The sequence below is a fragment of the Rhodococcus sp. Leaf247 genome (assembly GCF_001426185.1).
In the GTDB taxonomy this organism is placed as follows: Bacteria; Actinomycetota; Actinomycetes; order Mycobacteriales; family Mycobacteriaceae; genus Rhodococcoides.
Window position 1 is genome coordinate 276316 of the sequence record NZ_LMRP01000004.1, and the last position, 14189, is coordinate 290504.

The following is a 14189-nucleotide window of genomic DNA, read 5'->3' on the forward strand; positions in this document are numbered from 1 at the left end:
CAAAACAAACCTATAGTTCAGAAGATAGCAGACGAACAGTCCGATGGACCGGTGAGACGCGTCGCACTGTAGAACCCGGACAGGTTGTTCACGAGGGGCGCGCCCACGTCGCATGCGTGGCGTCAGAAGTGGGGCGGGTGGGGCTCGAACCCACGACCAATGGATTATGAGTCCACGGCTCTAACCGACTGAGCTACCGCCCCCGGCAGCGCTGTTGCGCGCGGCACACGTTACCTGGGCCGCTCAGCTGTCCCGGCGGGTGGCCCGGGAGCCGTCACGACGAGGGTGACAGAGTCCCGGCGCGCAGCATTCCCAGGACGACGTCGGACGGCTGCGGCCGCGCATATAGGTAGCCCTGGGCTCTGGTGCACCCGAGCTCGACCAGCACGGCACGGGCATCGATGTCTTCCAGACCCTCTGCGATGAGATCGAGATCGTAGGCACGCGCCAGCGTCGTGACGGCCTCGACGATGGCTCGATCGTCCTGGCTGGTGGCCAGGTGGGTCACGAACTCGCGGTCGATCTTCACCGCGTCCACCGGGAGTGTCTTCAAGTGGGACAGGGAGCTGTATCCCGTCCCGAAGTCGTCGATCGCGACGCGGACACCCAGTGCGCGGACATCTTTCAACGCGCGGGCCGCCAACAGGACGTCGTGCACCACGGCGACCTCGGTGATCTCGATACAGAGTCGGTGGGGATCGATCGAGTGGGCCGCGAGCACGTCCTGCACAGTTCGGACGAAGTCGATCGACACCAACTGCGCCGGCGAGACGTTGACGCGGAGGGTGATGTCCAGCGCGCCGAGCGTGCGGTGCCAGGAGGCGTACGTCCGGCACGCCTCGTTCAGTACCCACCGACCCAGATCGGTCGCGAGGTTGACTGCTTCGGCGATGGCCACGAACTCCACCGGCGGCAACATGCCCCTGGTGGGATGTTGCCAGCGCACCAGAGCTTCGACGGCGGTGATCCGGTCGTTCGTCAGGTCGATCTCGGGTTGGAAGTGCAGGAGCAACGACTCGCCCTCGATGGCTGCGCGCAGGTGGAGTTCGATGTCGTTCTGCAGTTCGTTGCGGGCACGGATCTCGTCGGTGAAGAGCGACACCGTGTTACCGCCGGCCGTCTTCGCGGCCAGCGCTGCCTGATCGGCGTCGGCGATCACGGAGTCGACCGTGCTGGTGCCCGGAACGGCCAGTGCGACGCCGATACTCGCTGTGCGCGAGATGTACTCGCCGGCCATGTCGACGCGCGCCGTGACGACGGTGAGGATGCGGCACGCCTCGGCGTAGGCGTCGTCCTCGGTGATCGGCGCAGGGAGTACAACCACGAATTCGTCGCCACCCCATCTGGCCAACAACGTCTCGGAGTCCGAATTGTCCTGCAGCCGTGACCCGATGGTGCGCAGGAACGAGTCGCCCGCCGAGTGGCCGAGGAAGTCGTTGAGCGCCTTGAGTCGGTCCAGGTCGAAGTAGAGGACCGCGAACGGTTCACCGCCCGCCTCGAGGCGGGAGCCGAGGTGATCGGAGACGCCCCGTCGGTTCAACAATCCGGTGAGCGCGTCGTGCGTGGCCGCCCATCGAAGATGTTCTTCAGCATGAATGCGCGCCTGGACCTGGGCGAACAGCGTGGCGACCGATTTGAGAGTGTCGACCTCGTCGTCCGACCATTCGCGGTCGCCCGACGCCACGAGGCCGAGGACGCCGGTCGTCTGGTCCCGCGACAACAGCGGAACCGTCGCCATCGAGATGGTCTGATAGCCGGATGCGCTCTCGACCAGCCGGCGGTACTGCTCCATCGCCGGGTCGGGACGGAACAACAGCGGCTCGACCAGGAACTCCGCCGCCGCGAAGACCGGGTCGGCATCCGCGAAGAAGACGGTGCCCAGAGGATCTGGCTGGGGAACATCGAGGCGCTCCGGCCACTCGGCGACCATGACGGTGGCGCGGAGATCCGTATCGTGGTGACGGAGATACGCGGCATCGGCGTCGAAGTACCCGACAAGGTCCTCCAGGACGTCCCGGTAGCCGCCGCCCACGGTCATCGAATCGACGCCGATCAGATGTGTCGCAACCTGAGTCACGAGTACGTCGAGGCTCGAGCGGCGCTCCAACGTCGATTCTCCTCGCGAGAGTGTCGAGCGCGGAGGTGCGCTCGTGATGCCGACTGTACCTGGGGGACAGCCGTCATCGGGTTCGACGTCGACTTCGAATCGCCGGAGTTGTGCAGTGCGACAGACGCAATACCAGGGCGATCGGTTCGTTCACCTCGGCTCCGATGATGTCGACGAACTGCGATCGAAGTGCTGCAAGGTCTTTCGCGTATCTTCCCGACAAGCCCGAGAAGTCCTCGGTGGAACGGGCGAAGAGGAACACCGGCGAGACCGGATGCACTGCGAGGCCCAGCATCTCGGCCTCGATCCACACGCGTTCGACGGCGCTGCCGGCGGTGACGTGCTCCTGTGCGCTCGGACCGGACGCCATCACGACGGCGACCGCCGACGTCGTGGCCATCCGATCACGGGTGTCGTCTCCCAATGCGGTACCGCCGTCCCAGTCGGCAAGCAGGCCCATCACGTCGGAGCGGCGAGCGACGTCGAGTTTCACGAGGTCGGTGGCGTCCAGCGCGAGTGTTCCGACGTCGATACCGGTGTCGGGATCATCGTCACCGGGCCATCTCAGCTCGGACATCATCTCGGTGTGCAGGGCTTCGGTGAGATAGCGCAGTCTGTCGGACTCGGCCAGCACGGCTCCCAGGTCGGCTAGCGCTCGGCGATCGGTGACGACAATCGCGCGGGCGCCTTCCTGCCGGGCCGCCGCCGTGAGAGCGTCGATCGAGCTCTGCGGCACGGGGGACGGGCGTCCCGCGTGCCGGTTGGTCGACCGCGCCATCATCGCCTCGTACAGTCCGGCGAGTTCGACGTCGGCAGGTGATCCCGACGTGTCCGTAAGGGCCGGACCCACCTCGACATCTGCGGAGATCGTCGCATCGTCCTGAGCTCGGAGGTCGACCGCAGCTGCTCTCCCGAGGTGCGCGGCGGCGACTCGAGCATTGAACAGCGCTGCGCCCAGGGCGACCTGGCTGCCGCGCCAAGAGACGTCGAGCCCGGTGGTGCGGCTCGGGTCGAGAGCGACGGTCAGCCGATCGGTCGTCGTCGACATCGTCCACGGCTGGACGTTGCCACCCGACGGTGCGCGCCGAGCTGCTTCCGCGATCACCTCGACCGTATCGACGGGGCGCTGCGACGGTGCCACGTCGGCCGGATCGACGAGCGGATCCGCGACGAGGGGCGGTGACGTCAGGTCGTCGAGAAACGCATCGACGTCGATACGCGTGCGCCCCGATGCCACAGGGCGATCGAGGGCGATGCGACGTACCACCGACGCGACCGTCGCGCCGCCGAGAGCCACGTCGCTCCCGAGTTGCGGCCACGTCGAGATGGTTCTCTCCACTTCCACCATCGACGCGGCGAAGCGTGCCGACACGTCCGACGCACCGAGAATCGACATGACATGCGGGACCTTGTCGCGGGTACTCAGGCCGGCCAGGTCCGTCGACTCGAGCGTGCCCAGTGCGCCGTGGAACAGCGGACGATCCGGCTCGAGGTCGAACCGTTCGACGTCGAGCAGGCCGCGATCGCTGGTCTCCATGATGACGGGTATCCGGTGTCGTCGAGCCGCCTCGCGCAGAAGGACTTTGATGTCCAGCGAGTCGCATTCCTCGACGACGATGTCGAGTCCGTCGAGGAAGTCGTCGACGGTGTCGGGTGTGATGCCGTCGTCGTACACGCGGACGGCCAGATACGGGTCGAGTTCGGCGATACGCCGCGCGACGACATGTGTCTTGCTCTCGCCGAGTTCGAGGATCGAGGAGGGGATCCGGTTCAGGTTGGACAGCTCGAGGTCGTCGAAGTCCGCGATGCGGAGCTCGCCGCAGAGACCTTCCAGTGCCAACGTGTGGGCGACAGCGTGGCCGACGCTGAGTCCGACGACTCCGATTCGGATGTCGCCGAGTCGATCCTGCTCGGCCGCGGTGATCTTGTTGCGGTTGCGATCGAGTCGCAGCCGCCGGAAACCCTTCGGCCCGACGACGTGGACGAGGGTCCGCCGCCAGGGATAGTGGATCCACCGCGCGGTTTCGTCCGTGATGTCGCTGTCGGGCAGGGGGACCAGCTCCGCCAGCCCGCGCCGCTGCGCCTCCACGGTATCGAGAACCACCGTGTCGCCGTCCGTCCTCAGCGAGTCGATGCGCCGGCGGTCGTCGTCGTCTGTCGGGTCGAGAACGACGGCGCCGTGGTGCCCGAGCAGTGATCCGGTCATGAGATTGCTCCTGATGGGGCGAGGTGTGGCCGCTCGGACACGGCTCTGGTGCGAACGAGTTGTCGCGAGGCATTGTCCATGCGCCGAACATGGTCGGGCGCAGCGACATCTCGGAAGGACCGGGTGTCCCACCAGAGCGCCCGCGTCCGATATCTGTCGTCCGGGTACGACGCGGGTTCGACATCGAGGGCAACGACGGCACCGGCGTCCTGCCACATCGAGAGGACATGGTCGGCGGCGGTCACCAGGGCGTACCGGGCGTCGAGGAGCAGGCAGCCCAGCGGTCCTGCGTACCCGATCATGTCGGCGAGCTTGCTGGTCCGAGGGGCGGCTCCGTCGACCCACCCGGTCTTGAGCTCCACGACTCCCTCGCTCAGGCGGTCGTTCACCATGCGCCGCAGACGTGTTCGGCCGTCGGGATGGGAGCGCCATTCGCTGTCCGCATGAGTCTGTCGCGCATCGCTGTAGGGCCCCTGCAGGCGGGCGCCGGCCAACATGCGTCCCGCCGGATCGATGGCGCAGAAGAACAAGCTGGTGGTCGACCCGTCACGGATGACGTCGTAGTCCAACGCGGAGAACACGTCGTGGTGGACGTAGCTGCGGTGGGCGCCGTCGAGGAATCGCTCCCACAGATCGGGCCGGTCCGACGGGTCGGTGGCGACGATCGTGCACCCGAACGCCGAGTCTGTGTAGTAACCCCGATCGGACGGCCTGGTTCCGACCGTCGACACGGTCGGCATCGCCGACATGTCGCCTCCGTTCCGTACGGTGTGGATGACGCTCAGGCGACCGACGCGACGGGGACGACCGGAGTGGACTCGACCATCAGGTAACGGCGCCGCCCGACGAGCACGCGCGTCAGCAGAAGATCGACCTCGACGGCCGAGTGGTCCTTGCGCATCAGTCGCACTCGCGCTCGCGACATGCCGTCCGGCGAATGCGTCGCCCGGCCGGTGGCCGCGGCCAACTCGGGCGCATCGTGGGGGTGGAGGATGCCTGCCGACGGCAGGGAGGCCAGCTCGGCGGCGTCGTAACCGAGGAGCCCGCTGCACGCGGCGTTGAACAGCGCCAGAGCGCCTGTCTCGTCGTGAATGGTCGTGGCGAGAGACGACCGGACCACGCGGTAGTACAACGTGGACAGGTCGGGAGCGGGAGCAGTGCTGTGCGCGCGTCGAGCTGGTTCGGATGACTGGCCGGCAACTGGGTCCCGCATGGCATGCATTCTGGCACAACAACTTACAATCCTGCCAGACTAGTGTTGCGGTGAAACAGGGCCGGAGCCGGTTTTCCTGTGGTATCTCATGAGTTGCAGGTCATAGTGTTTGCGAGTCAGATGGTATGCATGTGATGCACCGGCAGTGCTCGAGCTGCGGTGTCCGCGGGGGCGGAGACGGTGTGTGGGGTGACAAGGGTTGTGCGGGGGCACGTCGGGGTCCGAAGAATTTCAGGAGATGTCATGGAGGCACATCACGGCTCCGCAGGCGTGCGTCGGCCGTTGAACACACTTGTGTCCGATCTGGCGACGCGCCTTCTCGGTGCCGATGCGGCGACCGTCGCCGACGCGTACCGGCTGCTGCTGCGCGACCTGGTGAACGTCTTCGACATGGACACGTGCTTCCTGCGACACAACGACGCCGCGGCGGATGCGACGGTCATGGTCGCCGAATGGCCCCCGCGCTCGTTCGTGCCGGATCCCGACCCGCTGGGCGTCGTGAGGTTCGCCGACGCGGACCCGGTCTTCGCCGTGACTCGGACGCAGACGCAGGTGCAGATCTACCGGCCGAGCGACCAGCCCGAGGACTACCGCGAACGGATCGAGGAAGGATCCGGCGTCCCGGCCACCACCGTCGTCACCGTTCCTCTCCTCGGCGCCGGGAAAACCCTCGGCGTCCTCGGCTTCGTCTGCTTCGAGGACAGGGAGTGGACTCCCGACGAGCTCGCGGCCGTGACGGCCGTGGGAGCGATGCTCGCGCAGGTGCAACGTCGGGTCGCGGCCGAGAACGAGCTGCGCAACACCGCCATGTACGACGAGTTGACGGGACTCCTGAACCGGCACGGCCTCGGTGAGCATCTCGCCGAACTCGTCGATGCCGGTTCCACGGTCGGGATCCTGTTCGTCGACATCGACCGACTGGCCGCCCTGAACGACTTCCTCGGGCACAGGATGGGTGATCAGTTCCTGCGCACCGTGGCACAGAGGCTTCGCGCGCGCCTGCCCGACAACGACGTCGTCGCCAGGCTCGGTGGGGACGAGTTCGTCGTCGTCCTCGGCGGAACTCCGTCCGCCGACGTCGTCGCGGCGCGCGCGGAGGCGGTCCGGGCGTTGGTCGCGGAGCCGATGGTGATCGGCGACGACAGGGTCACCCGGACGGCCAGCATCGGGGTATCCGTCGGAACGGGAGATCCCTCCGAACTGCTCCGCCAGGCGGATCAAGCAGCGCTGCAGGTCAAGTCGGCCGGTGGAAACGCGGTGGTCCTCTACTCGGATGCGATCGCGGCGAGCAACGATCTGCGCAACGACATCGAGCTGACTCTGGGATGGGCCATCGCTCACGACAAGCTGATCCTGCACTTCCAACCCGAAGTCGATCTGCGCACGGGCACGGTCGTCGCCGTCGAGGCGCTGGTGCGGTGGCCGCACCCCACCCGCGGGCTGTTGGGCCCGGACGTCTTCGTCCCCATTGCCGACGCGTCGAACCTTGCCGCGGACCTCGGACGCTGGGTGATCGACGCGGCGTGCCGGGCCTACGTCGGATGGCGCGAGAAGACCGGCCGCACCGATCTCGTTCTGCGCATCAACATTTCACCGGTGCATCTGGCTGTCACCGGGTTCGCGCGGGGAGTCCAGCGAGTACTCGACCACTACGGCATCCCGGCGAGATTGGTCTGCCTGGAACTGTCGGAAGTAGCCGTCGTCGACTCCGTCGCCGGTTCCGGAGCGGCGCTGATGGCGTTGCGCGAGATCGGCGTTCTCACAGCCATCGACCATTTCGGCGTCGGATACTCCTCGCTCCTGCACCTCAAGCGCCTGCCGCTGGACGTCCTGAAGATCGACCGACATTTCACGGACGGCCTGGGTATCGAGGGCGACGACCGCGCGCTCGTCTCGGCCATGATCGGCCTCGCCACCTCGCTACGCCTCGACGTCGTCGCGAACGGAGTCGAGACCACCCGTGCGGCCCGGATGTTGGTCGCGTCGGGATGCCACCGCGCCCAGGGTCACGCCATCTGTCCACCTGTGGACGACGACGCGTTCACCGCGCTGCTCGTCGACGGGTCCCCGCTGATCGACCTGTTGGCGGACTGAGCGGACCCCGCCGGCCGCAGTGTGACGGGCACTCCGTTGAGAATCGCGTTGCCGGCGACGTTCTCGACGCGCGCGGGGTCGGTGATGTCGTTGACGCTCGGCCCGAGAACGGTCCGGGCGACGTCGAGTCGCACACCGTCGCGGTCGTGGCCGAATCCGTGCGGGATGCTGACCACGCCCACCATCATCGTCTCGCTGGCCGTCACGTCGATGCGCACGGTACCGGCGGCCGACGAGACGTCGACGGTGTCGCCGTCGGCGATTCCGAGTCGCGCGAGGTCGTCGGGATGAGCGAGCAGTCCGTGGCGCGGGCGACCCTTCACCAATCTCGGCGAATTGTGCATCCACGAGTTGTTGCTGCGGACGTGACGACGCCCGATCAACACCAGGTCACCGTCTGCTCGCGGTGCTGCGGTCACCGTCGCACGGAGACGGTCGATGTCCGTGGTGACCACGTCGTGCATCAGCGAGATCCGCTTGGTACGCGTGAGCAGCTTGCCGGGGAGTCCGGGACGCAACGGCCCCAGATCCTGACCGTGCGGGTGCTTCCGGAGGGAGCGCATCGTGACGCGGCCACGCGCCGCCAGGAGAAGCAGTTCGATGGTGCGCCCGGGGGACAACCGCGTCCGGACCTCGCGGACGACGGACGCTCGACCGAGGCGTCCCGCCGTACGGTCGCGCAGACTGCGGCGGCGCACCGCCGAGTACCGCAGTGTCAGGTCCCGGAAGATCTCCCAGTCATGCATCGCCCCGGCAGGTTTCGGCAGCACAGCAGGATTGAACTTCGCGATGTTCCGCACCGCGAACGACGAGAAGATCAGGTCGTAGTGCTCGCGTTCGAGGGCTGTGGTGGACGGCAGGATGATGTCCGCGTGGCGCGAGGTCTCGTTGATGTAGATGTCGAACGACACCATGAAATCCAGTTCGCGGAACGCGGCGTCGAGTCGGGGGCCACCGGGCATGGACAGCACCGGGTTACCCGAGGCGACCACCATCGCGCGCACGCGGCCGGGACCGTCGACCGTCATCTCGTCCACCAACGTGGACGCCGGTAGTTCTCCGCTGAACTCGGGAAGGTCGCGGACCCGACTGCGCCACTTGTCGAAGTGTCCGCGGCCGGTGATCTTGTTCGCGATGAGGTCGACCGCGGGATCGGTGAACAGAACGCCGCCGACACGATCGAGGTTGCCCGTGACGATGTTCAGGACGTGCACCGCCCACTGACAAACGGTGCCGTGCTGCTGCGTGGACACTCCCATGCGTCCGTACACCGCTGCCGAGTCGGCGGACGCGAGATCCCGTGCAAGAGAGCGGATGACATCCGCGTCGATGCCGGTGCGGGGCGCCACCGCCTCGGGCGTGAACGCAGCAACGGCCTCGGAGACGGCGTCCAGTCCGTCGACATATGCGGCAGGCGTCGCGGACCCGTCGGTGACGATCACGTTGACCAGGGCGAGCAACAGATAGGCGTCGGTGCCCGGCCGAACGAACAGATGCGTGTCGGCCACGTCCGCGGTCTCGGTGCGACGAGGATCGACCACCACCATCCGGCCACCGCGGGCGCGCAGCTCCTTCACCCGTTTGCCGAAGTCGGGCACCGTCATCATCGACCCGTTGGACGCCATCGGATTGGCGCCCAGGACGAGGAAGAACTGCGTGTTGTCGATGTCGGCGATCGGCTGTCGGAGCTGGTGACCGTAGAACAGCATGTTGGTCAGCTGGTGGGGGAGTTGGTCGAGCGACGTCGCGGAGTACCGGTTGCGAGTACGCAGCATCGACAGGAACGGGATGCCGTGTGTCATCGCACCGAGACTGTGCACGTTGGGATTACCGGCGTAGACCCCGACGGCGTCGGCACCGTGTTCCTCGCGGATGGCGGCGAGTCGACGTGCCACGATGTCGATCGCGTCCTTCCACTCCAACTCCCGCCACCCGGACTTCGTACGCTGCAGTGGCCGTCGAACCCGGTCGGGATCCTGGTGGATGTCCACCAGTGCTGTCGCCTTCGGGCAGATGTGACCGCGCGACAACGGGTCCTTCTTGTCTCCGCGGATCGACTGGACGCCCTCGTCGGTCACCGTGAATTCGAGGCCGCACATGGCTTCGCACAGAGTGCAGGTGCCGTGGGTGATGCGCGTGGTTCCTGCAGTGTCCGTATCGCTCGCGCTGGTCATTCTCCCCACGCTAGTCGCGCACGGCCGGAACCGAACCGAATCTGTGACGAGTGTGAATTACAGTCGGACACGTGGTTACCGAGAACGTCTCCGAGTCTCTGTCCGCGCTCGACGAGTGGCCGGTGGCGGTGGTGTCGGCGGCCGTGATGGTGGATTCGGGCACCGAACGACGCGTCGTCGCCCGTCACGGAGATCGGGACCGCGTGCAGGAACTCGCATCGGTGACCAAACTGCTCGTCGCGTTCGCGGCTCTGGTGGCGGTGGAGGAGGGTGCGATCGAGCTGACCGATCCTGCCGGCCCGGACGGAGCGACGGTCGAGCATCTCCTCGCTCACGCATCCGGGGTGGGTTTCGACGACCGCACCCCATCGACGGCGCCCGGAACCAAGCGCATCTACTCCAGCGCGGGCTTCGAGATCCTCGCCGAGTACGTGGGGGAGCGCACCGGCATCGAGTTCCCGGACTACCTGGAGGCAGCGGTGCTGGAACCTCTCGGCATGTCCTCGACCGAGTTGCACGGATCCGCGGGCCACGGCGCCCGGTCGAGTCTGCGCGACCTCGAGGCGTTCGCGGCCGAACTGCTGTCCCCGACACTGATCGCACCCGAGACGCTCGCCGACGCCACGACCGTTCACTTCGACGGCCTCGCCGGAATCCTGCCGGGCTACGGACCGCAGCGACCCAACGACTGGGGGCTGGGCTTCGAGATCCGCGATCACAAATCGCCGCACTGGACCGGGAGCCGCAACTCGGCGCGCACGTTCGGCCATTTCGGTCAGGCGGGGACGTTCCTGTGGGTCGATCCGGAGGTGCGGGCGTCGTGCATCGTGCTGGCCGACAAACCGTTCGGAGCGTGGGCGAAGCCGGTGTGGACAGCGCTGGGGGACGTGGTGGTCGACTCCCTGTGACCTCCGCGGCCCCGGTCGTGCCGGAAATGTCGCACGACACGCCGCCGAAGCACATTCGACACACCGATCGACTGGTGTAACAGGGGTAACTCGAGGCACACTGGTAAGCAGCCGTACACCAGTCGATTCGTCAGGCCGTTGGGGAAGACGTCCCTCGTCGAAGCTGGAGGCAACGGTGAACGCACTGAATCAATTCGCGGACGCGACAACGGGTGTCGTCTACATTCACTCGTCGCCGGCCGCGCTGTGCCCGCACGTCGAATGGGCGCTGTCCGATGCGCTCGACTGCCGAGCGAATCTGAAGTGGACCGCGCAGCCCGCATTCGACGGTCAACTGCGGGCAACCACCAACTGGACCGGTCCCGTGGGCACCGGTGCCCGGTTGGCCAGCGTGCTGCGCTCGTGGCAGATGCTGCGCTTCGAGGTGACCGAGGACCCCAGTGAAGGGGTCGACGGCGAGCGCTTCGCGCACGTCCCCGGTCTCGGACTGTGGCACGGCGCGACCAGCGCCAACGGTGACGTGATGGTGGGCGAGCAGCGCCTGAAGTCGATCCTGGAGCAGAGCCGCGGCGACGTGTACGCGCAGCTCGATCACGTACTCGGGACCGCCTGGGACGACGAACTCGAACAGTTCCGACTCGGTGGAGTCGGCGGAGAGGTCACCTGGCTCGCGAGCTAGATGGGCCCTCCGCCACTCAGAGCGGGATGTTCTTGTGGCGTCCACGACGCGCGGGAGCGTCTGCCAGCGCGCGGGTCAGAGTGCTGCGCGTGGCGGACGGGTCGATGATCGCGTCGACGACACCGATGCCGACTGCGCGTTCGACACCACCGGCAATGGCCTCGTGCTCGGCGGTCAAGCGGTCGTGCAGCGCCTCACGCTCGTGATCCGGCGCGGCGGCGAGAGCCTTCTTGTGGAGGATGCCCACGGCCGCCTTGGCGCCCATGACGGCGACCTCGGACTCGGGCCAGGCGAACACCGCGGTGGCGCCGAGCGCCCGTGAATTCATCGCGATGTAGGCGCCGCCGTAGATCTTCCGCGTCACCAGGGTCACGCGGGGCACGGTGGCCTCGGCGAACGCGTGCAGCAACTTCGCGCCGCGTCGGACGACGCCCTCCCACTCCATGCTGACGCCCGGAAGGTAGCCGGGTACGTCGACGACGACGACGAGCGGAATGCCGAACGCGTCGCAGAGCCGGACGAACCGTGCTGCCTTCTCCGCGGACTCCGAGTTGAGGCAGCCACCGAGGCGGATCGGGTTGTTGGCGATCACACCGACCGTACGACCGCCGAGCCGACCCATGCCGGTGACGATGCTGCGAGCCCACCCGCCCTGGAACTCCTCGAACGACGATTCGCCCTCGACGTTGTCCAGCAGCTCGTGGATGACGGGATGGACGTCGTAGGCCCGACGGTTCGACGCAGGAAGGAGCGCCTTCAGGTCGGTGTCGCCGTGCTGCGCGGCGGCGAGGTCGAACTCTCCCTGCTCGCTGAACATCGACACCAGCCGACGTCCGCGGGCCAGTGCGTCCAGCTCGTCGTCGGCGACGATGTGGCAGACACCGGACTTGCGGTAGTGGGTGGCCGGGCCACCGAGCGACTCCATGTCGACCTGTTCGCCGGTGACACTGCGCACCACGTCGGGACCCGTGACGAACACGCGGCCTTCGGGCGCCATGATGACGACGTCGGTCAGTGCGGGGCCGTAGGCGGCGCCGCCGGCAGCGAAGCCGAGGACCACGGAGATCTGCGGAACGGTGCCGGATGCGCGGACCATCGCTTCGAAGACGAGACCCACGGCGTGCAGTGCCTCCACACCTTCCGCGAGACGCGCGCCGCCCGAGTGCCAGATGCCCACGATGGGCGCCTCGATCTCGAGTGCGGCGTCGATCGCCGAGACGATGTGCTTGCAGCCGTCGACTCCCATGGCGCCGCCCATGACGGTGGCATCGGAGCAGTAGGCGATGGTGCGGACTCCGTCGATCTCACCGGACGCGGCCAGCACACCGGACTTGTCACGGTCGTGCAGCGGGGTGGTGGTACCGGAGTCGAAAAGCTTCTCGAGCCTGCCGAGTGGGTCGCGCGGATCGCGCGAGGACGTGGAGCGGGTGTTCGGAGCGAGGACGGTCATCGAATTTCCCCTTCTGCTGCCGCTCCCGGCAGGGGAGTGGTGGTGCGAACGGAGATCCGGCGACGAGGCCGCCGGATCTCCGCTGTGACGCGGTGTGGTGCCCGGTCAGTGACGACCGAAGGCGAGCGCAACGTTGTGCCCACCGAAACCGAACGAGTTGTTCAGTGCGTACTCGATCTCGCCGCGACGGGCTTCGCCCTTGACGACATCGAGGTCGATCTCCGGATCCTGGTTGTCCAGGTTCAGCGTGGGCGGAACGATCCCGTCCCGGATGCTGAGCACTGTCAGGATCGACTCGAGGGCGCCGACAGCGCCGATCGAGTGCCCGAGGGCCGACTTCGGTGCGTACACCGAGGCATGGTTGCCCACCGCAGCGTTGATCGCGGTGGCCTCGGCCGTGTCCCCGATCGGCGTCGCGGTCGCGTGGGCATTCACGTGAGTGATGTCCTGAGCGGTGAGTCCGGCCGTCTCGATCGCGCGACGCATCGCGCGAGCTGCACCGGAGCCCGACGGGTCGGGAGCCACGAGGTGGTACCCGTCCGAGGTGATTCCGGCGCCGAGGAGACGAGCGTGGATCGTCGCTCCGCGTGCCAGTGCATGTTCTTCCGACTCGATGACCATGAGTGCACCCGACTCGCCGAAGACGAAGCCGTCGCGGTCCTTGTCGAACGGCCGCGAGGCCGCCGTCGGATCGTCGTTGCGTGTGCTCATGGCGCGCATCATCGAGAACGCCGCGATCGGAACCGCGTCGATATGTCCCTCGACTCCACCCGTGACCATGATGTCCGCGTCGCCCATGACGATCATCCGCCATGCGTGAGCGATCGCTTCCGATCCCGACGAGCATGCCGACACCGGTGTGATGACACCGGCGCGAGCACCCAGGTCGAGCCCGACCACAGCCGACGGTCCGTTCGGCATGATCATCTGTACGGAGAGGGGAGAAACCTTGCGGTATCCGCCTTCACGCATCTTCTTGTCGGCTTCGAGCAGTGCATCTCCGCCGCCCAGGCCGGTGCCGATGGACACGCCGAGACGCTCCGAGTCGACCTCGGGGCTACCGGCGTTCTTCCACACCTCCTTGCCCAGGACGTACGCCATCTGCTCGACGTAACTCATACGACGCTGCTCGACTCGCGACAGAAGAGTCGACGGGTTGACGGCCAGATGGCCGCCGATACGAACCGGAAGATCGAACTCGGTGATGAAGTCATCCTCGAGTACGTCGATACCGCTCTCTCCGTTCAGCAGTCCCTTCCACGTTGCATCGACGTCACCGGCGATGGAGGTCGTGACCGCCATGCTGGTCACGACGACGTTGCGGAAGCCCCCATTGGCTGTGCTCGGCGTGGTCACGG

General features: G+C 67.0%; 10 protein-coding genes and 1 tRNA gene. 3 read left to right on the forward strand and 8 right to left on the reverse strand.

Annotated elements, in window-relative coordinates; translation table 11 throughout:
• Window positions 1–129: 129 nt before the first annotated feature.
• From ASG64_RS19320 to ASG64_RS19340, 5 genes are all read right to left on the reverse strand, one after another.
• Window positions 130–203: transfer RNA gene (locus ASG64_RS19320), tRNA-Ile, on the reverse strand.
• A 71-nt stretch (window positions 204–274) separates the two neighbouring features.
• The gene (locus ASG64_RS19325; RefSeq protein ID WP_235579621.1) at window positions 275–2077 is read right to left on the reverse strand and encodes a putative bifunctional diguanylate cyclase/phosphodiesterase; all 1803 of its coding nucleotides are present in this window, start codon (window positions 2075–2077) and stop codon (window positions 275–277) included.
• Window positions 2078–2180: 103 nt separating this feature from the next.
• Window positions 2181–4313, reverse strand: a complete 2133-nt coding sequence (locus tag ASG64_RS19330; protein ID WP_056075667.1) for an Rv1355c family protein — start codon at window positions 4311–4313, stop codon at window positions 2181–2183.
• Window positions 4310–5062 (reverse strand): hypothetical protein, encoded by a 753-nt coding sequence (locus ASG64_RS19335; RefSeq protein WP_042572850.1) that lies wholly within the window; start codon window positions 5060–5062, stop codon window positions 4310–4312. The genes ASG64_RS19330 and ASG64_RS19335 overlap by 4 nt, the downstream gene beginning before the upstream one ends.
• A 32-nt stretch (window positions 5063–5094) precedes the next feature.
• Complete coding sequence (locus ASG64_RS19340; protein WP_162245400.1) at window positions 5095–5526, reverse strand: PAS domain-containing protein; 432 nt, start codon at window positions 5524–5526, stop codon at window positions 5095–5097.
• 243 nt (window positions 5527–5769) lie between these two features.
• Between ASG64_RS19340 and ASG64_RS19345 the strand changes: the two genes are divergently transcribed.
• The gene (locus ASG64_RS19345; protein ID WP_082518514.1) at window positions 5770–7620 is read left to right on the forward strand and encodes a putative bifunctional diguanylate cyclase/phosphodiesterase; all 1851 of its coding nucleotides are present in this window, start codon (window positions 5770–5772) and stop codon (window positions 7618–7620) included.
• On the opposite strand, the gene ASG64_RS19350 is transcribed toward ASG64_RS19345, so the two are convergent.
• On the reverse strand, window positions 7533–9794 hold the full coding sequence (locus tag ASG64_RS19350; protein ID WP_082518515.1) for a molybdopterin-dependent oxidoreductase: 2262 nt from the start codon (window positions 9792–9794) through the stop codon (window positions 7533–7535). The two genes, ASG64_RS19345 and ASG64_RS19350, sit on opposite strands and share 88 nt — an antisense overlap.
• 146 nt (window positions 9795–9940) lie before the next feature.
• Between ASG64_RS19350 and ASG64_RS19355 the strand changes: the two genes are divergently transcribed.
• Together ASG64_RS19355 and ASG64_RS19360 are read left to right on the forward strand one after the other, a co-directional pair.
• Window positions 9941–10702 carry a serine hydrolase domain-containing protein gene (locus ASG64_RS19355; RefSeq protein WP_056076297.1) on the forward strand — a complete coding sequence of 254 codons (762 nt, stop codon included), beginning with the start codon at window positions 9941–9943 and terminating at the stop codon, window positions 10700–10702.
• 175 nt (window positions 10703–10877) lie between these two features.
• Window positions 10878–11381: a DUF3145 domain-containing protein gene (locus tag ASG64_RS19360; protein WP_042572853.1), complete on the forward strand. Its 504-nt coding sequence runs from the start codon at window positions 10878–10880 to the stop codon at window positions 11379–11381.
• Window positions 11382–11397: 16 nt separating this feature from the next.
• Here ASG64_RS19360 and ASG64_RS19365 read toward each other — a convergent pair whose 3' ends face one another.
• Together ASG64_RS19365 and ASG64_RS19370 are read right to left on the reverse strand one after the other, a co-directional pair.
• A complete protein-coding gene (locus tag ASG64_RS19365) occupies window positions 11398–12831 on the reverse strand; it encodes an acyl-CoA carboxylase subunit beta (protein ID WP_042572854.1) in 1434 nt (477 codons plus the stop codon).
• Window positions 12832–12936: 105 nt separating this feature from the next.
• The gene (locus ASG64_RS19370; RefSeq protein ID WP_042572903.1) at window positions 12937–14187 is read right to left on the reverse strand and encodes a KasA/KasB family beta-ketoacyl-ACP synthase; all 1251 of its coding nucleotides are present in this window, start codon (window positions 14185–14187) and stop codon (window positions 12937–12939) included.
• Between the last annotated feature and the right edge of the window lie 2 nt (window positions 14188–14189).

Bases quoted from the DNA above. Each gene is read 5' to 3' on its own strand.
- ASG64_RS19335 (WP_042572850.1), bottom strand. From the start codon at position 5,062: ATGTCGGCGATGCCGACCGTGTCGACGGTCGGAACCAGGCCGTCCGAT.
- ASG64_RS19330 (WP_056075667.1), bottom strand. From the start codon at position 4,313: ATGACCGGATCACTGCTCGGGCACCACGGCGCCGTCGTTCTCGACCCG.
- ASG64_RS19345 (WP_082518514.1), top strand. From the start codon at position 5,770: ATGGAGGCACATCACGGCTCCGCAGGCGTGCGTCGGCCGTTGAACACA.
- ASG64_RS19355 (WP_056076297.1), top strand. From the start codon at position 9,941: ATGGTGGATTCGGGCACCGAACGACGCGTCGTCGCCCGTCACGGAGAT.
- ASG64_RS19365 (WP_042572854.1), bottom strand. From the start codon at position 12,831: ATGACCGTCCTCGCTCCGAACACCCGCTCCACGTCCTCGCGCGATCCG.
- ASG64_RS19350 (WP_082518515.1), bottom strand. From the start codon at position 9,794: ATGACCAGCGCGAGCGATACGGACACTGCAGGAACCACGCGCATCACC.
- ASG64_RS19340 (WP_162245400.1), bottom strand. From the start codon at position 5,526: ATGCGGGACCCAGTTGCCGGCCAGTCATCCGAACCAGCTCGACGCGCG.